Source organism: Bradyrhizobium sp. Ce-3 (genome assembly GCF_022835695.1).
Classification (GTDB): Bacteria; Pseudomonadota; Alphaproteobacteria; order Rhizobiales; family Xanthobacteraceae; genus Bradyrhizobium.
Map to the genome: position 1 here is coordinate 225,483 of NZ_BQUV01000008.1, position 22,027 is coordinate 247,509.

A 22,027-nucleotide genomic window follows, 5' to 3' on the forward strand; every position below is an offset into this window, starting at 1 on the left:
GCTCAGCGCGCCCGCGTCAGCGCCAGCCAGATGCCGCCGCCAATCATGAAGCCGCCCGAGATGCGCGACATCAGCCGTGTCCGCTCCTTGGAGAAGAACTTCCGGGCACGACCGGCGGCCAGCGCATAGGCGGCGTCGGTCAGCACGGCGGTCGCCATGAAGGTGACGCCGAGCAGCGCCACCTGCGGCAGATGCGGCTTGTCCATATCCATGAACTGCGGAATGAAGGCGCCGAAGAATACCAGCACCTTCGGGTTCGAGAGCAGCACCAGAAAGCCCTGCAAGAAGAAGCCGCCGCGCGGCGGCGGCGGCCGATCGTCGGTGCCGACGCCCTCGACCGGCGAACGGATCAGCTTGATGCCGAGCCAGACCAGATAGGCAGCGCCGGCAAAGCGCACCCAGTTGAACCAATAGCCCATCGTCGCCATCAGCGAGGTCAGCCCGACCGCGACGATGCCGATCACGATCGCAAGGCCGACCTGCGCGCCCAGCACATTGGTGAGCGCGGCGCGCGTGCCGTAGCGCAGCCCGTTGGCGATCACCATCGTGACGATCGGACCGGGCAGCAGCGCCAGCGCGATGCAGGCGGCGACGAAAGCGAAATAGGCTTGCAGGGACATGGGGGGCTCGTTTTGTTCGATGCTACATTATGCATGCAAGAGGCGAACATGGAAGCGGTCCGCTCCCTCTCCCCGTCCTTCACGGGGAGAGGGTTGGGGTGAGGGGCTCTCTCCGCGAGGCGGTGCGAGTCGTCAGACCTGTACCCCCTCACCCGGATCGCATCTCCGATGCGATCCGACCTCTCCCCGCAAGCGGGGTGAGGTAAGGTAGATGCGCGCTACGCTCAACGGCTGCCTTCCATCGCGGCTGTCATCCATTTCGTGATCTCCTCCGATCCCAGCAGTGCCAGCGTCGCCCGTTGGACCTGCGCCGCATCTCCGTTGCCCTGCGCCACCACCGCCATCAGATCGCAACGGTGCGACAGCGCGATGCCGATCGCGATGCGCTTCTCTTTGGGCATCCCGAGGTCATAGGCCCTGATCCGTCCGTGCATGTCGGCGACATCGACCACATCGCCCGCCTTGCGCGCCGCGAAGCGCGGGCTGATCATGTCGACGTCGGAGACGCGATCGACTTCGTCGTCATCGGCGACGCCGCTGTCGCAATTACAGAAGCCGAGCTTTGGCCGGAGATAGATCTCGACCTCGGCGCCGCACTCCGCCGCACCGCAGCGGAAGGCGCGGCCGGCAGGCCAGCCGTCGCGCGGGAACGGCCAGGCGATCTCGCGCCACTGCGCCGCGCGCGGCGGCGCCATCTCGTAGCCGGCAACGGTCGAGAGGCCGCCGAGCGCCAGGAACATCGCCGCGATGACCGGCCACGCGCGCGTCATCGAACGCTCACGGCAGGCCGGCGATGGCGCGCGCCTCGCCGGTCAGTTCGAGGATATGCAGGCCGGTGTCGGCACGATCGACCGCATAGATGTAGCCGCGCTCGTCGGTCTCCACATTGTTGGTCTGGATCGCGACTTTGCAGCGGTCACGGCCGTCGATCGTGACGCAGCGCTTGTCGGTCGCCGCGGTGATGGAGGGAATGAAGTACCCGACTTCCTTTGGGTGATAGGGATCACGGATGTCGAGCGCCCGGACGCCGGCGTTGAAGAAGGCAATGAAGGCGAGCTTCTTGTAATAGACCGGCGCCATGCTCTCGTTCGACGAATGCGAGCCGAACCGGCCGCCGCGCGCGCAGAACGCGCCGGAGGCCTCCGGTACCGTGTAGCTCGAGATCAGCATCGGCCGCGCCTCGGTGGTGACGTCGGCGAACCACACCATCTGCCGCGCCTCGCCGCATTCGTTCTGGATCGCCTCGTCGACGATCATGACGATGTCGCGGGTCTTGCCGTCCTTGTCATGGGCGAATTCCGCGATCGGCATGCCCGGCATCGGAAACACCGTGTGCGCGCCGTTCATCGCCGAGAGCGGCATCCGCGCGATCTCCGGGAATTGCAGATTGTCCGGCGTCGGCTCCTTCGGCCCGTTGAGCAGCTTGTCGCGATCGACGATCTGCAGGAAGCCGCCCTTGTCGGTGCCGTAGCCGAAATAGACGCGGTTGCCTTGCGGCCCGGTCGAGATCGGCCCGTGCAGTTCGGTCGGCACCGCGCCGGTCGCGCCCGGCTGCTGCCCGGGCAGGCCGAAATCCCTGATCTTCACCGGATGCGCCGGATCGGAGAGATCATAGATCTGCGTCATCCGCCTTGTGCGCCAGTCCGGCGCGCCCGACACCAGATAAGCGATGCCGGTGCTGCACTCCCAGAAATTCTTGTGCGTGTCCTTCAGGCCCTCGCCAATGCGGGTGACGAGAACCGGATTGGCGGGGTCGGCCACGTTCCAGATCTCGTGCCCTTCGGTACCAACCGCGCGCAGCATGTAAACCGCATTGCGGTCACCCTTCGGCAGATCCTTGCCGTCGCAGATCCGCACCATCTGTGCGCCGCCGGATTCATACTTGCCTTCCTGCCCGGGAATGTGCCGCAGATATTTGGGATGCGCGGGATCGGTGACGTCGACGATCGAGGTGCCATTTGGTTCAGGCTTGCCGGTCATCGGATTGACGGGATCCGGAATATCGTCGGTGCCGCCGTGATGGCCGATATAGGCGATCCATTTGTCGCCCTGGTGATGGATGGTCGGCTGATAGGGGCTGCGGGCCTGCAGATCGCTGGTTCCAACCAGCCGCATGTTGGAGGCTTCGGGCGGGTCGCCGATCTTCTGCTGCGCGCTCGCGCCATTCGCGAGCAGGACGAGAACAAACGTGCAGCAGACTGCCGTAACGCGACCACCCATGCGCACCACCCCGAATTCCCCGCCAATCTGCGTCGGCTGCGCGGGACGCTAGCACGGCGGTAGCAGCGCCCAAACACACGCTCTTGACATGCAACCATTTGGTTGCCTATTATCCGACCCATGGATGAAGTCTTCAAAGCCCTCGCGGATGCCTCACGGCGAACGCTGCTTGACCGGCTTCACGAACAAAACGGGCAGACGCTCGGTGAGCTCTGCGACGGCCTCGACATGACGCGCCAGGCCGTCACCAAGCACCTTGTGATTCTCGAGGAGGCCAACCTCGTCACCACGATCAAGCATGGCCGCGAGAAGCTGCATTACCTCAACCCGGTTCCGATCCATCAGATCGGCGAGCGGTGGATCAGGAAGTTCGAGCGCGGGAAACTCGTCGCGCTCAGCGAATTGAAACGGCAATTGGAGAAGCGTGATGAGTAAACCGGACTACGTCTACGTCACCTATATCGAGACCACGGCCGAGAAGCTGTGGAACGCGCTGACCTCGAGCGAGTTCACCGAACGCTTCTGGTTCGGCTATCGCGCCACCTCCGACTGGAAGGTCGGCTCTCCCTGCAACCTCTCCAAGGACGACCGACGCAGCGTGCAAGGCGAGGTGCTGATCGCCGATCCGCCGAACCGGCTCGCCTACAGCTGGGACGTGGTGAAGGAAGGCGCCGCGCGCGAGCAGGTGTCGCGGGTGACCTTCGACATCGAACCATATGGCGGGGTCGTCAAGCTAACCGTGACGCATGATAATCTCGGTCCGAAGACGCTGCGCGACATCTCCGGCGGCTGGCCGATGGTGATCGCAAGCCTGAAGAGCTTCCTCGAGACCGGGCGCGAACTGCCGGCCGACCTGCTCACCAGCGGCGCCAGGGAGCCCTACCATGCCTAAGCCCGAATTCGTCTATGTCACCTATATCGAGACCACGCCGGAGCAGCTGTGGGACGCGCTGACCGAGAGCACGTTCACCCGGCAGTACTGGTTCGACACCGAGCTGCAATCGGACTGGAAGGTCGGCTCGCCGCTGGCGCTGGTGATGGGCGGCAAGACCACCGACACCGGCGAGATCCTCGAGGCCGACCGGCCGCGGCGCCTCGCCTACACCTTCAAGCATGTGCTCGACGAGGACATGCGCAAGGAGCCGGCGACCAAAGTGATCTTCACACTCGAGTCCCATGGCAAGATCGTGAAGCTGATCGTGACCCATGAGGGCTTCGGCGTGGGCAGCAAGCTGCTCGACGGCATTTCCAAGGGCTGGCCGGCGATCCTGTCCGGGCTCAAGAGCCTGCTCGAAACCGGCAAGGCGGTCACCATCCCGCCTGCCGCGCTTGGGATCGACGGCTTCGAATGACAATGAAGATCTATCGAAGGACACGTGCGGACATGAACATCGAAAAATTCAGACCGGCGATCGTCTACGCCATCTACATCGCCGCCACGCCCGAGAAGGTGTGGCAGGCGCTGACCCTGGCCGAGCTGAGCCGGCAGTATTTCTCCGGCAACACAGTCGAGGTCGACCTTCGCGTCGGCGGCGCTTACATCGTGCGCACGCCGGATGGCGCGCTGCATATTTCAGGCGAAGTAATCGAGTGCGATCCGCTGAAGCGGCTGACCGTTACCTTCAACGTCAACTGGCCGCAGCTGGTCGAAAAGCTCGGGCCGACGCTCGTCACCTGGGAGATCGAGCCGGCCGGCGACGGTGTGAAGCTGACCTTGCTGCAATCGCATGACCGCCCGATCAGCGACGACATCCTGTCCGGCGGCCGCACCGGCTGGCCGGCGATCCTCTCCAGCCTCAAGAGCATGCTGGAGACCGGCAAGGCCATGGTGATCCCGATGCAGCCGCCGCAGCGCATGCTGGCCGCGCTGAAGGAACTGGGAATCCCGATGCCGGGGTGAGGTTTACTCCGCCGTCGTCCCGGCGAAGGCCGGGACCCATAACCACAAATGCTTGTGTTGCGCGACGCTGTGGCCCCAGCGAACTCTAATCGCTTAGAGCGGTGGTAATGGGTCCCGGCCTTCGCCGGGACGACGGTGGAGAGAGCTAGCCCAGCGCCCGCAGCTCGCGGCGCAACACCTTGCCGGTCGCCGTCATCGGCAGAGTGTCGGCGAACTGCACGAAGCGCGGATATTCGTGGGCGGCGAGCTGGACCTTGACGAACTCCTGGATCTCGCGCGCCAGCTCATCGCTCGGCGCGAAGCCAGGGCGCAGCACGATCCAGGCCTTGATCGATTCGGTGCGGATCGGATCGGGGATGCCGACCACCGCCGACATCGCGACCGCCGGATGCTTCATCAGCGTGTGCTCGATCTCGGACGGACCGACGCGATAGCCCGCGGTGGTGATGACGTCGTCCTCGCGGCTGACGTACCAGAAATAGCCGTCCTCATCCTGCACGCCGAGATCGCCGGTCAACAGGAATTCGCCGGCATACTTCTTCGCGGTGGCTTCCGGATTGCGCCAGTACTCGATCATGGTGCAAGGGCACGGCTGGCGCACGCCGATGATGCCGCGCTGTCCGCGCGGCAGTTCCTCGCCCCTGTCGTTGACGATGCGGACGTCGAAGCCCGGCGTGGCGCGCCCCATCGCGCCCGGACGGATCGGAAACAGATTGGAGTTGCTGCCGATCACGAGATTGCATTCGGTCTGGCCGAACACCTCGTGAGCGTCGATGCCGAAGGTCTCGCGGACCCAGCCGAGCAATTCGCCGCCGAGCGACTCGCCGCCGGTGAAGATGCTGCGCAGCCTGACGCCGGCATTCTTCACGTCGGCCTGACGCATCAGCTTCAGCGCGGTCGGCGGCAGGAACACGTTGCGGATGCCGAGCTCCGCCATCATCTGCATCGCGGCCTGCGGTTCGAACTTGCGGGCGCGGTGACCGACCATCGGGATGCCGTGGTACCAGAACGCGAACAATCCGTTTATCAGGCCGCCGATCCAGGCCCAGTCGGCCGGCGTCCACATCAGGTCGCCGGGCCTGGGCAGGAAGTCGTGGCACATCTCGACATTGGGGAGATGGCCGAGCACGACGCGATGCGCATGCAGCGCACCCTTCGGATTGCCCGTGGTGCCGGAGGTGTAGATGATCAGGGCGGGATCGTCGGCCGAGGTGTCGACGGTGGCAAATTCCGGCGACGCCGCCTTGATCGCGCTCCAGAACGGTTTTGTCCCCGCCGGCGTCTTGTCGCCGACGATATAGACGCTCTTCAACTCGGGCAGCCGGTCGCGGATCTTCGCTATCTTCTCCCAGCCGGCCTCATCGGTGATGACGGCTTTCGCCGCCGAGTTCGATAGCCGGAATTCCAGCGCGTCCTCGCCGAACAGCGCGAACAGCGGGATCGAGATCAGCGCGGCGCGGAATGCCGCGAGATGCGCAACCGGCAATTCGAGCGATTGCGACAGAAACACCGCGACGCGGTCGCCGCGCACCAGGCCGTCGGCGGTCAGGACGTTGGCGAAGCGGCGCGAGGCGTCGGCGACCTCGTCGAACGAGGTCCGCGTGGTGCCGCCATCCTCGTCGACATAGATCAGCGCAAGCCGACCGGTGCCGTCAGCATGGCGATCGCAGCACGCGGTCGCCATGTTGAAGCGTGCCGGAATCTCCCAGCGGAAGTTGCGGTAGATCTCGTCGTAGGTGGCGGCTTGCTTGAGCATGGCGGCGGCGTTCCTCGATATCGGCCATGCCGCGGCATGGCTTGCAGGGCTTGTCGGCGCCCCTTGGCAGTGGAGTTCACTCTCCCTGCATATAGCGGACCGGATTTTCCTTGTCCGCCTTGAAGATGTCGGCGGCCTCGGCGAACAGCGCAGCGATGGCGGGGCCGTTCAGGTCGCCGAACGCGACAAAGCTGAAATTGTTGCCGCCCGCGCGCAATTCACCGAGCTTGCCGGCGTAGCAGGACACCAGCGGCTTGCCGCCACGGGTCACCGCGACATAGATGCTGATGTAGTTCTTCTGCAGCGCCAGCCCGATCACCGGCCAGACCGCCGTCTTGCCGGACTTGATCGCGTAGCGAAACTGACCGTAGCCGATCAGATTCATGCGCATGCCGGCCTCGCCGGTGGGCGAGCCGGCATGAAAGTGCCGCTTGAGCGAAGGCGCGGCCTTTCGCATCACCGCATGGACTTGTTCGAGATCCGCGGTCCGGCCGGGATCGAAGGCGAGGTAGGCTTCCAGACTGTCCGCCGCGACACGAAACATCGGAAGCCTCCGCCATCCGACCCGCATAGGGCAGGTCATGCGTAGCCCGGATGAAGCGAAGCGTAATCCGGGGTCTCACCAAACGGATAGCTTCACCCGGATTTCGCTTCGCTGCATCCGGGCTACGAAATCAGGACGATAGCGCCGCCTTGACCAGGCCGCTGGCCTTGCCGAAATCCATCTGGCCGGCGTATTTCGCCTTCAGCGCGCCGATCACCTTGCCCATGTCCTTGATCCCGGCAGCATTGGTCTCGGCGATGATGGCCGCGATCGCGGCCTTCACATCGTCATCCGACATCTGCTTCGGCAGATAGGCGGAGATCACGGCGATCTCCTCGCGCTCCTGGGCAGCGAGCTCGGCGCGGCCGCCCTTGTCGTAGAGCTCGACCGACTCCTGGCGCTGCTTGATCATCTTCTGCAACACGCCGAGGATGTCGGCATCCGACAGCGGCGGCTTGCCCTGCCCGCGCGCATCGATATCGGCGTTCTTGATGGTCGAATTGACCATGCGCAGCGTGGAGAGCTTGCGCTCATCCTTCGCCTTCATCGCTTCCTTGACCGCAGTGTTGATATCGTCGCGCAGCATTCTGGTGTCCTTAAACTAGCAATCCACTCATGTAGGCAGTTTGCGGCGACAGAACAACCTAACTCCGCAACCATTCGACCAGCGCATCGGCGCACGCCTTCGGCTGCTCCAGCTGCGGCAGATGACCACAATTCGAGAGGACGACGAGCTTTGCCCCGGGAATGCCGCCCGCCATCTCGTCCGACAATGAATTCGGCACGGTGTTGTCGGTATCCGAGGTCAGCACCAGGGTCGGGCACTTGATCCAGGCCATGCTCGGCCGCGAATCCGGCCGGCTCAGCACCGCGTTCTGCTGGCGGATGAAGGCCTCGGCGCCGACGTCCTCGCTCATGTCGTCGACAATCTGGCGCAGGCCGGCGTCGCCCTGCCGCGACGGATGCACGAAGCCGGGAAACAGCTCGTCGACCACGCTGCGATATTGGCCGGTTTTGGCACGCTCGATCATGCCGCGGCGGCGTACGGTCGCCTCCGGCGTGTCGGCCCGCGCCTGGGTGCTCATCAGCGCCAGTTTCGCGACCCGCTCCGGGGCCTGCCGCATGATCTCGAAGGCGATGTAGCCGCCCATCGAGTGCCCGGCGAGGGCGAAGCGCGGCGGCGCCTCGGCCAGGATCCGGCGGGCGATGGCCCCCATATTGTCGTCCCGGACGTGGTTGGCGACCGTGACCGGCCCGAGCCGCCACAGCGCCGGGATGACCGGGGCAAAGATCCGCGGCGAGCAGATAAGGCCCGGGACGAGCAGGATCGGCATCGTGTTGTCCATACGGGAGCTCCGGACCGGGTCATTTTCGGCAAGCAAACGGCCGCTTCAGGGAACTTTAGATTAAAAGGCCGTTCCGGCCTGTCAAATCGACGGACATTGCCGTGTGAATCCCTGCCCTTTCGCTTTGACGCCGCAGGGTGCGGCGACTATTTAAAGGGCTCATGACAACCCCCGAAAACGCTCCCGCCTGGCCGGACCACAAACCGACCGCGGTCCTTGTGCTCGCCGATGGTACCGTGCTGGAAGGCTTCGGTCTCGGCGCCGAAGGCCACGCCGTCGGCGAGGTCTGCTTCAACACCGCGATGACCGGCTATGAGGAGATCCTCACCGATCCGTCCTATGCCGGCCAGATCATCACCTTCACCTTCCCGCATATCGGCAATGTCGGTACCAACGAGGAAGACATCGAGACGGTGAATATGGCCGCGACACCCGGCGCGCGCGGCGTGATCCTGCGCTCGGCGATCACGGATCCCTCGAATTATCGCGCCACCCGCCACCTCGACCAGTGGTTGAAGGCGCGCGGCATCATCGGCCTGTCCGGCATCGACACCCGCGCGCTGACCGCGCTGATCCGCTCCAAGGGCATGCCCAATGCGGTGATCGCGCACGCAAAGAGCGGCGAGTTCGACCTGCACGCCCTGAAGGAAGAGGCCCGCGAATGGCCCGGCCTCGAGGGCATGGACCTGGTGCCGATGGTCACCTCCGGCCAGCGCTTCACCTGGGACGAGACCCCCTGGGTGTGGGGCAAGGGTTTTGGCCAGCAGACCGCACCGGAATTCAACGTGGTCGCGATCGACTACGGCATCAAGCGCAACATCCTGCGCCTGCTCGCCGGCGTCGGCGCCAAGGTAACCGTGGTGCCGGCGACAACGGCGGCCGAGGACATCCTGGCGATGAAGCCGGACGGCGTGTTCCTGTCGAACGGCCCCGGCGATCCCGCCGCGACCGGCAAATATGCCGTGCCCGTCATCCAGAAGGTGATCGCTTCGGGGACGCCGACCTTCGGCATCTGCCTCGGCCACCAGATGCTCGGCCTCGCCGTCGGCGCCAGGACCATGAAGATGCATCAGGGCCATCACGGCGCCAACCATCCGGTCAAGGACGAGACAACCGGCAAGGTCGAGATCACCTCGATGAACCACGGCTTCGCGGTGGACCAGGCGACGCTGCCAAAGGGCGCAACGCAGACCCACATCTCGCTGTTCGACGGCTCCAATTGCGGCATCGCGCTCGAGGGCAAGCCGGTGTTCTCGGTGCAATACCACCCGGAAGCCTCGCCCGGCCCGCGCGACTCGCACTACCTGTTCCAGCGCTTCGCCGATCTGATGCGGAAGAAGAAGCAGGCCGCGTAGACCGCGGCCATCAGCGCAGTCCTTCAGAGAATGCCGCATGCCCGGACCACCAGGTCCGGGCATGATCTTTTGTCACGCCTTGCATGAGCGGACACTGGCAAGCTACTCGTCGTATGACGACGATCGTCACGCAGCAGGATTGCCCGCCATGACCGACAGCGCCACCCCGAAGCCCGTCTACGGCGTCTCCTCGCTGGCGGTGACGGCATCGATGCCGGGGCTCGACTTCGTGCGCGGCATCTTCGCCCGCACCCTGCCGGAGCCGCCGATCATGGAGACGGTCGAGCCGTTCGACTGCACCGCCGAGACCGGCCACGTGGTGATCCACAGCATCCCCGGCCTGCGCCACTACAATCCGATCGGCTCGGTGCATGGCGGCTACGCCGCGATCCTGCTGGATTCCGCGATGGGGCTCGCGGTGCAGAGCACGCTGCCGCAGGGCTTTGGCTACACCACGCTGGAGTTCAAGATCTCGTTCGTCCGCGGCATGAGCCAGGACACCGGCACGATCCGCACCGAGGGCCAGGTGCTCAACGCCGGGCGCCGGGTTGCGACCGCCGAAGCGCGGATCACCGACAACAAAGGCAAGCTGCTCGCGCATGCCACCACGACCTGCCTGGTGTTCGAGCTGCCCAAGAATTCCTGAAAGCAATCGCGTCTTCGCGCAAGGGAGGCATGACGAAGCGCGCTGGATTGGCGGCCGCGCTCTGTGATTGAGTCTCCCTGTCCGAGATCAGGCAACATGATCCGGCCTGCGAAGGGAAACGCCCGATGATTTCAGCCAATCCAGACATGACCATCCGCGACATCCGCGTGACGATGCTGCGGCTGCCCTGGGCGGCCGATCCCTGGCTGAAGGGCGCAGCGCTCGGCGCGACGCGCGACATCCTGGTCTGCGACGTCGAGACGTCAGGCGGCATCACCGGCATGGGCTATCTGTTCGTGTTCCGCCCGGCGATGCAATCGATCGCAGCCTGTCTGCACGAGTGCATCATCCCGCGCGTGATCGGCAAGGACGCCACCGCGATCGAGGCGATCTGGCGCGACCTATGGACGGCAACGATGACCTATGGCCGCGGCGGCATTGCCGCGATGGCGATGTCTGCGCTCGACATCGCGCTGTGGGACGCGGTCGGGAAGCGCGCCGGGCTGCCGCTGCACCGGCTGTGGGGACACTATCGCTCGGAAATCCCGATCTATGGTTCCGGCTGCTTCCGGGGCGCCGGTGGCGACGGGATGATCGAGAAGGCGCTGCATTTCGTGAAGCAGGGCTACAAGGCGATCAAGATGCAGGTCGCCCATGTCCACACGCCGGCGCAGGACCTCGACAATGTGCGCCGCATGCGCGAGGCGCTCGGACCCGACATCGACATCATGATCGACGTCAACATGGGCTGGAGCGCCGATGTCGCCATCGAGATGGGACGCAAGTTCGAGAAGTACGACATCTACTGGCTCGAGGAGCCGGTGCCGGCCGATGATTTCGCCGGCTATCAGCGCATCGCGGCGGCGCTCGACATGCGCGTCGTCGGCGGCGAGACCCATTTCACGCGCTACGACCTGCGGCCGTTCTTCCTCAATCCCTGCCTGCCGATCCTGCAACCCGATCCGATGCGCGGCGGCATGACCGATCTGCGCAAGATCTCAGCGCTCGCGGACACGTTCGGCATCACCATCGCACCGCATCTGTTTCCCGAGCTCAATGTGCACCTGCTGGCTTCGATCCCGAACGGCATCTGGTGCGAGAACATGGCGCTGATCGACGACCTCTGGGTCGATCCGCCGCAGATTGCCAACGGCATGATCACCGCGCCGGAGCGGCCGGGACACGGGCTCAGGTTCAAGGACGAGGTGCTGAAATTCAAGATCTAGCGGGAACGGTTTCCGGACCGACGGTTTGGTTTGTCCTGATATCATCGCCGCTCGCAACGCTGGAGAGCCGCTATGCCGGTGGTGAGCAAGGATGTCGAACCCCTGACCATCGTGTTCAAGGACGATGGTCTCGTGCCAAACAATCCGATGCCGTTCCTGGTCTACAAGGGCGCGGTCGACATCGGCAGAAATCCTGAGGCCACGATCGAGCAGCTGTTCGGCGACAATGGCTGGGGCGCGATGTGGCGCAACGGCGTCTACGACTTCGCCCATTACCATGCCACCGTCCACGAGGTGCTGGGCGTCGCCCGCGGCCGCGCGCGCGTGCAATTCGGCGGCCCGCATGGGCGTGCGCTCGAGATCGCGGCCGGTGATGTTGCGATCCTGCCGGCCGGCACCGGACATCAATGCCTGTCGGCGAGCGACGATTTCAGCGTGGTCGGCGCCTATCCGCCGGGCCCGCCCATGGACCTGCAACGGCCGACGCCGGAGAACCATGCGAAGGCGGTGAAGACGATCCCGCTGGTTGCGATCCCCGCGACCGATCCGGTGATGGGCAAGGATGGCCCGCTGCCGCGGCTGTGGCAGCGCTGACGCCTACGCCGCGTTGCTGCCTTCCTGGCGGCTTGCCTCGAACAGGAACCAGGTGCGCCGCTCGGTTTCGTCGATGAAGGTCTCGAGCAGGCCGGCGGTGCCGGAATCCTCATGGTCGTCGGCAAGCTTGTGCGCCTTGCGCATCGCCGCCGCCATGTGCTTGTTGTCCTCCATCAGCTCGCGCAGCATTTCGCGCGGCGGGACGTAAGCCTCGTCATTGTCCTTGATGGTCTGATGCCTGGCGACGTCGCCGATCGACCGCAGCGTGGCGCCGCCGAGCTTGCGCACCCGCTCGGCGAGCTGGTCGGTGGTCGCGAAGATCGCGTCCGACTGCTCGTCCAGCAACAGATGGTAATCATGGAAATGCCGGCCGCTGACATGCCAATGGAAATTCTTGGTTTTCAGGTACAGCGCGAAGGCGTCGGCCAGCAGCGTATTGAGCGAGGCCGAGATCGTGTCCACCGCAGCCTGCGACAAGTCACTCGGCGTATCGAGATCGGGCGATATCTTCTCAGTCTTGGCTTTGCTCACGGTAAACCTTCCTGTTAGGAACCCCGTATTTCGGCGCATTGAACATTGGCCGCCGGACCGCTAACGCATCATCAGCCCACCCGTTCCTGGACGTCAGGAACCCGTTCTGCCGGATACCAAGCGCGATGGATGAATGGATCGATTATTACGATTCCACACATACGATTTATGCGAGCCGACTGCACCGCGACCTGCATTTCCAGGTCATCGCAAACGACATCATCGGCTACATCTCCTCGCCCAACGCCGTGGTGCTCGACTATGCCTGCGGTGAGGCACTGTCGGCGACGAAGGTCGCTAATGCCTGTGCGCAGCTCTATCTGGCGGAGCCTGCGCCCGGCGTCCGTGGGCGGCTGGTCGCGCGCTTTGCACCCGACACCAGGATCCGCGTCCGCTCGCTCGACGATCTGAAGCACATGGAGGCCGATACGATCGACCTCGTGGTGATGAATTCGGTGGCGCAATACATGACGCCGCAGGAACTCGACAATGCATTCGACGTGATCCACCGCCTGCTGAAGCCCTCGGGCCGCTTCGTGCTCGGCGACATCCTGCGGCCCGAAGTCGGCATGGCGAGGGATGTCATCGCGCTGCTGCGCTTTGCGGCGACCCACGGCTTCCTGCGCGATGCGCTGGTCGGGCTCGCTTCGACCGCGCTGTCCGATTACCGGCAGCTGCGTACCAAGATCGGGCTGCAGCGCTACCGCGAGGACGAGATGATCGCAAAGCTTGGCGCCGCCGGCTTCAGCGCCACGCGCGCGCCGCGCAACATCGGGCACAACCCGTGGCGGATGACATTCGTGGCCCACCACTGACCCAAGGTTGCAGAAAAAATTAGGGTTAACCAAAAGTAAACGTGGCGGCCGCTGAAATAATCAGCAATGATCCACTCGGCCCGGTGGCGGAAGCGTCGACGCGGCAGTGGTGCAACACTGTTTATCCTGGTTCAAATCCAGGCCGGGCCTCCACGCTTCGCCCTGACGGGCTACGCGTGGCGCAGCCACGCTGAGCGGCGGGGCAAAGCGTGTCCGGCGTAGCTTGAGCGTAGCGAAAGCGTAGACGGACTGGGGCGGCGAGCCAGCCGGGCCCCCTCCGAGCACTCCCCCTGAGCACCCCCAACCGGGCATACGCCGAATGCGGATTTTCCCCCAGAATCGCGGTTGATTGGGCGTTTTTGGGGGTTTCGCGGGTGCGGAAACTGGTCTAAAGACCACCCGCGCGCGAGGGATCGCGCTTCCGGCGCTACAAGATGTAGCGCATGGCTCGAGGGACGCGCGGGAAGCGCGCCCTTTTTTTGTGCCCAAATTCCAGTCCGCGAGAGCTGATGCCCAAAAGAACCGACATCTCCACCATCCTGATCATCGGCGCCGGTCCCATCGTGATCGGCCAGGCCTGCGAATTCGACTATTCCGGAACGCAGGCGGTGAAGGCTCTGAAGGAGGAGGGTTACCGCGTCGTCCTCGTCAATTCCAATCCGGCCACCATCATGACCGACCCGGAACTGGCGGACGCGACCTACATCGAACCGATCACGCCCGAAATCGTCGGCAAGATCATCGAAAAGGAGCGCTACGTCATCCCGGGCGGCTTCGCGCTGTTGCCGACCATGGGTGGCCAGACCGCGCTGAACTGCGCGCTGTCGCTGCGCCGTCAGGGCACGCTCGACAAGTTCGACGTCGAGATGATCGGCGCCACCGCCGACGCCATCGACAAGGCCGAGGACCGCCAGCTGTTCCGCGAGGCCATGACCAAGATCGGGCTCGAGACGCCGAAATCGCGGCTCGCCAACGCCTCGGCGCTGAAGAAAACCTACCGCGACAAATACCTCGCCGAACGCGAGAAGCTGTCCGGCGAGGCGCTGGAAGAACTCGAACGGCAGTGGACGCTCGGCGAGAACGACCGCCGCAAGCGCTATCAGGAGCACGCCTTCGGCGAGGCGCTGATGGCGCTGTCCGAGATCGGCCTGCCCGCGATCATCCGTCCTTCCTTCACGATGGGCGGCACCGGCGGCGGCATTGCCTACAACAAGGAGGAATTCCTCGACATCATCGAGCGCGGGCTCGATGCCTCGCCGACCAACGAGGTGCTGATCGAGGAAAGCGTGCTCGGCTGGAAAGAGTACGAGATGGAGGTGGTGCGCGATAAAAAGGACAATTGCATCATCATCTGCTCGATCGAGAACCTCGATCCGATGGGCGTGCACACCGGCGATTCCATCACCATCGCGCCAGCCCTGACCTTGACCGACAAGGAATATCAGGTGATGCGCGACGCCTCGCTGGCGGTACTGCGCGAGATCGGGGTCGAGACCGGCGGCTCCAACGTCCAGTTCGGCATCAACCCCGTCGACGGCCGCATGGTCGTGATCGAAATGAACCCGCGCGTGTCGCGCTCGTCGGCGCTTGCGTCAAAGGCCACCGGCTTCCCGATTGCCAAGGTCGCGGCTAAGCTCGCGGTCGGCTACACGCTCGACGAAATCGCCAACGACATCACCGGCGGCGCCACGCCCGCCTCGTTCGAGCCGACGATCGACTATGTCGTCACCAAGATTCCGCGCTTTGCGTTCGAGAAATTCCCCGGCGCTTCCTCCACGCTGACCACCTCGATGAAGTCGGTCGGCGAAGTGATGGCGATCGGCCGCACCTTCCAGGAAAGCCTGCAGAAGGCGCTGCGCGGCCTCGAGACCGGGCTGACCGGCCTCGACGAAATCGAGATCGAGGGGCTTGGCCGCGGCGACGACAAGAACGCGATCCGCGCCGCGCTCGGCACCCCGACGCCGAACCGCATCCTGCAGGTCGCGCAGGCGATGCGACTCGGCTGGACCGACGAGGAGATCTTCAACTCCTGCAAGATCGATCCCTGGTTCCTTGCGGAGATGCGCGCCATCGTCGAGATGGAAGACAAGGTCCGCAGCAACGGCCTGCCGCCGAACGCGTTCGGAATGCGGACGCTGAAGGCAATGGGCTTCTCGGATGCGCGGCTCGCCGTGCTCACGGAGAGCACCGAAGCGGACGTCACCGCCAAGCGCCACGCACTCGGCGTGCGTCCGGTGTTCAAGCGCATCGACACCTGCGCGGCGGAGTTCGCCTCGCCCACCGCCTACATGTATTCGACCTATGAGCGGCCGTTCGCCGGCGAGCTCGCCGACGAGAGCGCGCCGTCAGACCGCAAGAAGGTGATCATCCTGGGCGGCGGACCAAACCGCATCGGCCAGGGCATCGAGTTCGACTATTGCTGCTGCCACGCCTGTTTCGCGCTCGAGGACGCCGGCTACGAGACCATCATGGTCAATTGCAACCCGGAAACGGTGTCGACCGACTATGACACCGCGAATCGGCTGTACTTCGAACCGCTCACCGCAGAGGACGTGCTGGAGATCGTCGCGACCGAGCGCAAGAACGGCACGCTGCATGGCGTGATCGTGCAGTTCGGCGGTCAGACCCCGCTGAAGCTTGCCCGCGCGCTCGAAGCCGCCGAAGTGCCGATCCTCGGCACCTCGCCCGACGCGATCGATCTCGCCGAGGACCGCGACCGCTTCAAGCGCGTGCTCGACAAGCTGCGCCTCAAGCAGCCGAAGAACGGCATCGCCTATTCGGTCGAGCAGGCGCGCCTGGTCGCCGCCGATCTCGATCTGCCGCTGGTGGTGCGTCCGTCCTACGTGCTCGGCGGCCGCGCGATGCAGATCATCCGCGAGGAGACCCAGCTCAACGACTATCTGCTCGGCACCCTGCCCGAGCTGGTGCCCGCCGACGTCAAGGCGCGCTACCCGAACGACAAGACCGGGCAGATCAACACCGTGCTCGGCAAGAACCCGCTGCTGTTCGACCGCTATTTGTCCGACGCGACCGAAGTCGACGTCGACTGCCTGTCCGACGGCAAGGACACCTTCGTCGTCGGCATCATGGAGCACATCGAGGAAGCCGGCATCCACTCCGGTGATTCCGCGTGCTCGCTGCCGCCGCACTCGCTCGACGCAGGCATGATCGAGGAGCTGGAGCGGCAGACCCGCGAACTGGCGCTCGGCCTCGACGTGGTCGGCCTGATGAACGTGCAATACGCCATCAAGGACGGCGAGATCTACGTGCTCGAGGTCAACCCGCGCGCGTCCCGCACCGTGCCGTTCGTCGCCAAGGTGGTCGGCACGCCGGTCGCCAAGATCGCGGCGCGGATCATGGCCGGCGAGAAGCTCGCCGACTTCAAGCTGAAGAAGAAGAAGCTCGGCCATGTCGGCGTCAAGGAATCGGTGTTCCCGTTCGCGCGCTTCCCCGGCGTCGACACCGTGCTCGGACCGGAGATGCGCTCGACCGGCGAAGTGATGGGCCTCGACCGTTCCTTCGAGGTCGCGTTCGCCAAGAGCCAGCTCGGCGGCGGCACGCGCGTGCCGCGGCAGGGCACGGTGTTCGTCTCGGTGCGCGGCGACGACAAGATGCGCATCGCGGACGCGGTGCGCCTGTTGCACTCGCTCGGCTTCAAGGTGATGGCAACCTCGGGCACGCAACGCTATCTCAGCGACAACGGCGTGCCGACGGAAAAGGTGAACAAGGTGCTCGAAGGCCGACCGCACATCGTCGACGCCATCACCAATGGCGACGTCCAGCTGGTCTTCAATACCACCGAAGGTCCGCAGGCGCTGGCCGACAGCCGCTCGCTGCGGCGGGCTGCCCTCTTGCATAAAGTGCCATATTACACCACTCTTTCAGGCGCGGTGGCGGCCGCACGGGGGATCCGGGCCTATCGGGACGGGGACCTTGAGGTCCGCACGCTTCAGAGTTACTTTTCCGAAAGCTGACCGCTGCCTGGGCTGAAGGCTCGGCGCGGTCAATTAGCCGAATGGCTGGAACTCACCGCGCGCTTGGATTGTTGTCACGGCCCTTAGCGGGGCCGATAATCACTGGGCTTCCGGGCGCATTCACGCCCTGATTCCTGCGTTAGCTGAACTGGATATTCGTGCACGGCCGCCGGGCGCGCACGATGAAGGACGAAGATGATGGATAAGGTTCCGATGACCGCGGGCGGATACGCCGCGCTGACGGACGAGTTGAAGCGACGCCAGTCGGAGGATCGTCCGCGCATCATCGAACACATCGCGGAAGCGCGCTCGCACGGCGATCTCTCGGAGAACGCCGAGTACCACGCCGCCAAGGAAGAGCAGTCGCATAACGAGGGCCGCATCGCCGAGCTCGAGGACAAGCTCGCGCGCGCCGACATCATCGACATTTCGAAACTGTCCGGCGACACCATCAAATTCGGCGCGACCGTGACGCTGATCGACGAGGACACCGAGAAGAAGGCGGTGTGGCAGATCGTCGGCGAGGTCGAGGCCGACGCCAAGAAGGGCCGCATCTCCATCACCTCGCCGCTCGCGCGCGCGCTGATCGGCAAGAAGAAGGGCACCACCGTCGAGGTGATGGCGCCGGGCGGCGCCAAGGCCTACGAGATCACCAAGGTCGAGTGGCGGTAGTTACCTTGATGTGACTGGTGCAAAAAGGCCGCGTCCTGCACGCGGCTTTTTTTGTGCCCGCAGTCTGACGGCAATGTGAGTGGAGAGGCGTCGCGGTCCATACTAGGGAGGCCGCGACATGTTTATGCAGTATAATCATGTCGGGGGCGGAGTTCGGGCCGACGATTGCGCCGCAACACGCGGCGCTGCGTGTCACCGTGTCACTGCCGCGTTGTCCCGCAACGGCCGTCGCGCGAGGAATGATTCCAGGCGCGAGGTGTTGACATCACACTCCGGCGGCGGACACCGTGTGTTTCTGCTTCGTGCAACGTTCCAGTGTGTCAAACAGGGGGTAAATGACAATGGACCAGATGTTCTCCAGATTTCAACCGATGGCGCTCAGCCTGTTCCGGTTCATCACCGGACTGCTGCTGTTTCAGTTCGGCGTCGCCAAGCTTTTCAAATTCCCGCCAGGGACGATGTTCGAGAAGGTCGAGCTGTTCTCATTGATCGGGGCGGCCGGCACGCTCGAACTGATCCTGGGGGGGCTCCTGATGATCGGCCTCTTCTCGCGGATCGTGGCCTTCATCCTGGCAGGCGAAATGGCCTTCGCCTACTTCATGGGCCATTTCCCCAAGGGCTTCTATCCGCTGCTGAACAACGGCAGTCTGGCGATCGCGTTCTGTTTTGCCTGCCTGTATCTCGCGACCTCGGGCCCCGGTCCGATCAGCGTCGATGCCGCCATGGGCAAGCGGTAACGAACAACATCGTTGTTGCAAGCCAACGGGTCGCGCGAATGCGCGCCCGATGACAGGCTCCGCGAAGCAATCCACCTCACCGCAAGCGGGAGCATGGATTGCTTCGTCGCTTCAGCGCAAAATTGCTCCGCAATTTTGTCGCGAGCTCCTCGCAATGACGATTGAATGCGGCGTCAGCCCGCCACCTTGACGCCGAGCGGCACCGCGGCTTCGTATTTCGAATTGTGCAGCACCAGCGACGTCCTGACGTTGCGCACATGCGGCGCGGCGGTCAGGTGGGTGACGAAATCCTGGAACGTCGCCATGTCGGGGGCGACGCATTTGAGGATGAAATCGACTTCGCCCGACAGCATCCAGCATTCGCGCACCAGCGGCTCGGCGCGCACGAAATTCTCGAAGGCGCGCAGATCGGCGTCGGCCTGGCTCGACAGGTGCACCGAGGCGAACACCGTGACGTCGTAGCCGAGGCGGCGCGGATCCAGCAGGCCGCGGTAGCCCTGGATGTAGCCCTCCTCCTCCAGCGCCCGGACCCTGCGCAGGCAGGGCGGCGGCGAGATTCCGACGCGCTTGGCGAGTTCCACATTGGTGATTCGGCCATCAGCCTGGATCTCGGCGAGGATTTTGAGGTCGATCTCGTCAAGGTTCTTCGACACGCGACTTGGGTTCCCTAAGGGTTTGGAAGGCTTGGCAGGTCCGCCGGCAACTCTCATAGCGCAGCCAGCCGGCATTGCGCAATTTTATTGCGCGTGCAGCGCAGGATTTCGCGAATGTGACTTCAGTTCCGGGGAAAAATCGCTGCCATGGATTGCAAATCTTGCATAGCTTGCCAGATATCCTAGACTTGGATTTGACACTTTTAGCACCGCCGTGACCCGCTCCGGGGTGCTTCCCACACAAGTCCCCGTCAAAGTCCCCAGCAGAGAGGGATCAGCTAATGCCCGCGCCTGTCCACGCCAAGGTCGTCATCATCGGGTCCGGCCCCGCCGGTTACACCGCAGCGATCTACGCGGCACGCGCGATGCTCGAACCGATCCTGATCCAGGGCATCCAGCCGGGCGGGCAGCTCACCATCACCACCGACGTCGAGAACTATCCGGGCTTCGCCGATGTGATCCAGGGCCCCTGGCTGATGGAGCAGATGGAGAAGCAGGCGGCCCATGTCGGCACCAAGATCGTCACCGACCTCGTCAACAAGCTGGAACTCGGCCAGCGCCCGTTTCGCCTGACCTGCGATTCCGGCGACGTCTATCTCGCGGAGACCGTGATCCTCGCCACCGGCGCCCAGGCACGCTGGCTTGGGCTGCCCTCGGAGGAGAAGTTCCAGGGCGGCGGCGTATCGGCCTGCGCGACCTGCGACGGCTTCTTCTACCGCGGCAAGGAAGTCGTGGTGGTCGGCGGCGGCAACACCGCGGTCGAGGAAGCGCTGTACCTGACCAATCACGCCTCCCAGGTCACCATCGTGCATCGCCGCGATCACTTCCGCGCCGAGCGCATCCTGCAGGAGAGGCTGTTCAAGCATCCCAAGATCAAGGTGGTGTGGGATTCCGCGATCGACGAGATCTGCGGCACCGAGAACCCGAACAAGGTCACCCATGTGCGGCTGAAGAACGTCAAGACCGGCGCACTGACCGACCTCAAGACCGACGGCGTCTTCGTCGCGATCGGCCATGCGCCGGCGACGGAGCTCGTCAAAGGCCAGATCAAGCTGAAGCCATCGGGCTATGTCGAGGTGGCGCCGAATTCCACGGCGACCTCGGTGCCCGGCCTGTTCGCCGCGGGCGACGTGGCGGATGAAACCTTCCGGCAGGCGGTCACCGCCGCCGGCCTCGGCTGCATGGCAGCACTCGAGGCCGAACGTTTCATAGCTCTTCGCGCGAGCGATCGCGCAGCGGCGGAATAATCATGGCACGATCTCGCGACGGATTTACGGATATGGATTGGGACAAGCTGAAGGTCTTTCACGCAGCGGCGGAAGCTGGCAGCTTCACGCATGCCGGCGAGCAGCTTGGCCTGTCGCAATCGGCGGTCTCCCGCCAGGTCAGCGCACTGGAGCAGGAGCTCTCGGTCTCGCTGTTTCACCGCCATGCCCGCGGCCTGATCCTCACCGAGCAGGGCGACCTCTTGTTCCGCACCGCGCATGACGTCTTCATGCAGCTGCAGGCGGCGCGCGCCAAGCTCACCGACAGCCGCGAGCGGCCGAGCGGCGACCTCAAGATCACGACGCCGCCGGCGCTCGGCATCAACTGGCTGATCCCGCGGCTCGACGAATTCACCGCGCTCTACCCCGACATCCGGATCTCGCTGATCGTCACCGACGAGGATCTCGATCTGTCGATGCGCGAGGCCGACGTTGCGATCCGCACCCGCAAGCCGACCCAGCCGGACCTGATCCAGCGCAAGCTGTTCTCGATCGGCTTCCATGCCTATTGCTCGCCGGAATACATCAAGCGCTTCGGCACGCCGCGGACGCTGGACGATCTCGACTCGCACCGCATCATCATGCTCGGCGACTCGCAGGTGCCGCCGCATCTGCAGAACCGCAGCTGGCTGATCGATGCCGGCCGCAACGGCTCCGGTCCGCGCGAACCCTACTTCAAGGTCAACAACATCCTGGGCCTCGTGCGCGCCTGCCAGCAGGGCCTCGGCATCGCCGCGCTGCCGGACTATCTGGTCGAACAGAACAACCTCGTGCAGCTGTTTGGCGAGTCCGACTCGATCGCGCTCGACACCTACTTCGTTTATCCGGAAGAGCTGAAGACGGTGGCCCGGGTGCAGGTGTTCCGCGACTTCGTGGTCAGCAAGGCGCAGCGCTGGCCGTCCTGATTAAGCCGGCCTTATAGGACTGGTTTATAGGGATTCCGCTCTGCCCGAAGAGCCCCCTGAATCTCCGCATGACTGACATGCGACCTGGATAGTTGCTGCATGGCGTCGATGGGGATCATAGTGTTGATACGCTGAGCGGTCGCGTCGCGCATATGTCCCCCTCCTCCAGTGGCGCGGAAGTTCAGTAATCCCTCTTGGAAGGTGATTGTGTCGGCCTCACGTGGCCAATACCTTAAGCCGGGCTCATTCGAGCCCGGCTTTTTTTCTT

23 protein-coding genes and 1 tRNA gene are annotated in these 22,027 nt (G+C 64.3%); 15 read left to right on the forward strand and 9 right to left on the reverse strand.

The window, feature by feature from the left end; all coding sequences use genetic code 11:
* Positions 1-2: 2 nt before the first annotated feature.
* The 3 genes from BRSPCE3_RS26575 to BRSPCE3_RS26585 form a co-directional block, all read right to left on the reverse strand.
* Positions 3-620, reverse strand: coding sequence for a LysE family translocator (locus tag BRSPCE3_RS26575; protein WP_050402699.1), 618 nt, complete (start codon positions 618-620; stop codon positions 3-5).
* A gap of 224 nt (positions 621-844) precedes the next feature.
* Entirely contained in the window at positions 845-1,390 is a 546-nt protein-coding gene (locus BRSPCE3_RS26580; protein ID WP_244069244.1) for a hypothetical protein, read from the reverse strand.
* A gap of 7 nt (positions 1,391-1,397) precedes the next feature.
* Complete coding sequence (locus BRSPCE3_RS26585; RefSeq protein WP_244069245.1) at positions 1,398-2,840, reverse strand: LVIVD repeat-containing protein; 1,443 nt, start codon at positions 2,838-2,840, stop codon at positions 1,398-1,400.
* A gap of 120 nt (positions 2,841-2,960) precedes the next feature.
* Here BRSPCE3_RS26585 and BRSPCE3_RS26590 point away from each other — a divergent pair, with 120 nt between their 5' ends.
* Genes BRSPCE3_RS26590 through BRSPCE3_RS26605 form a run of 4 tightly spaced genes read left to right on the forward strand, consistent with a single transcriptional unit; the run spans position 2,961 to position 4,740 of the window.
* On the forward strand, positions 2,961-3,275 hold the full coding sequence (locus BRSPCE3_RS26590; protein ID WP_244069246.1) for a helix-turn-helix transcriptional regulator: 315 nt from the start codon (positions 2,961-2,963) through the stop codon (positions 3,273-3,275).
* Positions 3,268-3,732: an SRPBCC family protein gene (locus BRSPCE3_RS26595; protein ID WP_244069247.1), complete on the forward strand. Its 465-nt coding sequence runs from the start codon at positions 3,268-3,270 to the stop codon at positions 3,730-3,732. Before BRSPCE3_RS26590 ends, BRSPCE3_RS26595 begins: the two co-directional genes overlap by 8 nt.
* Positions 3,725-4,192, forward strand: a complete 468-nt coding sequence (locus BRSPCE3_RS26600) for an SRPBCC family protein (protein WP_244069248.1) — start codon at positions 3,725-3,727, stop codon at positions 4,190-4,192. The genes BRSPCE3_RS26595 and BRSPCE3_RS26600 overlap by 8 nt, the downstream gene beginning before the upstream one ends.
* A 32-nt stretch (positions 4,193-4,224) precedes the next feature.
* The gene (locus BRSPCE3_RS26605; protein WP_244069249.1) at positions 4,225-4,740 is read left to right on the forward strand and encodes an SRPBCC family protein; all 516 of its coding nucleotides are present in this window, start codon (positions 4,225-4,227) and stop codon (positions 4,738-4,740) included.
* A 145-nt stretch (positions 4,741-4,885) separates the two neighbouring features.
* Here the strand turns inward: BRSPCE3_RS26605 and BRSPCE3_RS26610 are convergent, their stop codons facing one another.
* The 4 genes from BRSPCE3_RS26610 to BRSPCE3_RS26625 form a co-directional block, all read right to left on the reverse strand.
* Complete coding sequence (locus BRSPCE3_RS26610; RefSeq protein WP_244069250.1) at positions 4,886-6,496, reverse strand: acyl-CoA synthetase; 1,611 nt, start codon at positions 6,494-6,496, stop codon at positions 4,886-4,888.
* Between the two features lie 76 nt (positions 6,497-6,572).
* The gene (locus BRSPCE3_RS26615) at positions 6,573-7,040 is read right to left on the reverse strand and encodes a hypothetical protein (RefSeq protein WP_244069251.1); all 468 of its coding nucleotides are present in this window, start codon (positions 7,038-7,040) and stop codon (positions 6,573-6,575) included.
* A gap of 130 nt (positions 7,041-7,170) precedes the next feature.
* The gene (locus tag BRSPCE3_RS26620; RefSeq protein ID WP_244069252.1) at positions 7,171-7,626 is read right to left on the reverse strand and encodes a GatB/YqeY domain-containing protein; all 456 of its coding nucleotides are present in this window, start codon (positions 7,624-7,626) and stop codon (positions 7,171-7,173) included.
* Positions 7,627-7,684: 58 nt separating this feature from the next.
* On the reverse strand, positions 7,685-8,386 hold the full coding sequence (locus BRSPCE3_RS26625) for an alpha/beta fold hydrolase (protein ID WP_244069253.1): 702 nt from the start codon (positions 8,384-8,386) through the stop codon (positions 7,685-7,687).
* Between the two features lie 161 nt (positions 8,387-8,547).
* On the opposite strand from BRSPCE3_RS26625, the gene carA reads away from it, so the two are divergent.
* From carA to BRSPCE3_RS26645, 4 genes are all read left to right on the forward strand, one after another.
* Positions 8,548-9,741, forward strand: coding sequence for a glutamine-hydrolyzing carbamoyl-phosphate synthase small subunit (gene carA / locus BRSPCE3_RS26630; protein WP_244069254.1), 1,194 nt, complete (start codon positions 8,548-8,550; stop codon positions 9,739-9,741).
* 148 nt (positions 9,742-9,889) lie between these two features.
* Positions 9,890-10,387, forward strand: coding sequence for a PaaI family thioesterase (locus tag BRSPCE3_RS26635; RefSeq protein WP_244069256.1), 498 nt, complete (start codon positions 9,890-9,892; stop codon positions 10,385-10,387).
* Positions 10,388-10,512: 125 nt separating this feature from the next.
* The gene (locus BRSPCE3_RS26640) at positions 10,513-11,613 is read left to right on the forward strand and encodes a mandelate racemase/muconate lactonizing enzyme family protein (protein WP_244069257.1); all 1,101 of its coding nucleotides are present in this window, start codon (positions 10,513-10,515) and stop codon (positions 11,611-11,613) included.
* A 72-nt stretch (positions 11,614-11,685) separates the two neighbouring features.
* Positions 11,686-12,207, forward strand: coding sequence for a cupin domain-containing protein (locus BRSPCE3_RS26645; protein WP_244069259.1), 522 nt, complete (start codon positions 11,686-11,688; stop codon positions 12,205-12,207).
* Positions 12,208-12,210: 3 nt separating this feature from the next.
* On the opposite strand, the gene BRSPCE3_RS26650 is transcribed toward BRSPCE3_RS26645, so the two are convergent.
* Positions 12,211-12,738 carry a Dps family protein gene (locus BRSPCE3_RS26650; RefSeq protein ID WP_244069260.1) on the reverse strand — a complete coding sequence of 176 codons (528 nt, stop codon included), beginning with the start codon at positions 12,736-12,738 and terminating at the stop codon, positions 12,211-12,213.
* Positions 12,739-12,863: 125 nt separating this feature from the next.
* Between BRSPCE3_RS26650 and BRSPCE3_RS26655 the strand changes: the two genes are divergently transcribed.
* The 5 genes from BRSPCE3_RS26655 to BRSPCE3_RS26675 all read left to right on the forward strand — a co-directional run bounded on the left by BRSPCE3_RS26655 (position 12,864) and on the right by BRSPCE3_RS26675 (position 18,936).
* A complete protein-coding gene (locus tag BRSPCE3_RS26655; RefSeq protein ID WP_244069261.1) occupies positions 12,864-13,553 on the forward strand; it encodes a class I SAM-dependent methyltransferase in 690 nt (229 codons plus the stop codon).
* Positions 13,554-13,630: 77 nt separating this feature from the next.
* Positions 13,631-13,706, forward strand: a tRNA-OTHER gene (locus tag BRSPCE3_RS26660).
* Between the two features lie 356 nt (positions 13,707-14,062).
* Entirely contained in the window at positions 14,063-17,527 is a 3,465-nt protein-coding gene (gene carB / locus BRSPCE3_RS26665; protein WP_244069262.1) for a carbamoyl-phosphate synthase large subunit, read from the forward strand.
* A gap of 198 nt (positions 17,528-17,725) precedes the next feature.
* Positions 17,726-18,199, forward strand: coding sequence for a transcription elongation factor GreA (greA, locus tag BRSPCE3_RS26670; RefSeq protein ID WP_089025704.1), 474 nt, complete (start codon positions 17,726-17,728; stop codon positions 18,197-18,199).
* Between the two features lie 341 nt (positions 18,200-18,540).
* Entirely contained in the window at positions 18,541-18,936 is a 396-nt protein-coding gene (locus tag BRSPCE3_RS26675) for a DoxX family protein (protein ID WP_244069263.1), read from the forward strand.
* 173 nt (positions 18,937-19,109) lie between these two features.
* On the opposite strand, the gene BRSPCE3_RS26680 is transcribed toward BRSPCE3_RS26675, so the two are convergent.
* The gene (locus BRSPCE3_RS26680; RefSeq protein WP_028333106.1) at positions 19,110-19,589 is read right to left on the reverse strand and encodes an Lrp/AsnC family transcriptional regulator; all 480 of its coding nucleotides are present in this window, start codon (positions 19,587-19,589) and stop codon (positions 19,110-19,112) included.
* A 281-nt stretch (positions 19,590-19,870) separates the two neighbouring features.
* On the opposite strand from BRSPCE3_RS26680, the gene trxB reads away from it, so the two are divergent.
* Positions 19,871-20,836: a thioredoxin-disulfide reductase gene (trxB, locus tag BRSPCE3_RS26685; RefSeq protein ID WP_244069264.1), complete on the forward strand. Its 966-nt coding sequence runs from the start codon at positions 19,871-19,873 to the stop codon at positions 20,834-20,836.
* A 2-nt stretch (positions 20,837-20,838) separates the two neighbouring features.
* Positions 20,839-21,759 carry a LysR family transcriptional regulator gene (locus BRSPCE3_RS26690; RefSeq protein ID WP_028344089.1) on the forward strand — a complete coding sequence of 307 codons (921 nt, stop codon included), beginning with the start codon at positions 20,839-20,841 and terminating at the stop codon, positions 21,757-21,759.
* The last annotated feature ends 268 nt before the right edge of the window (positions 21,760-22,027 follow it).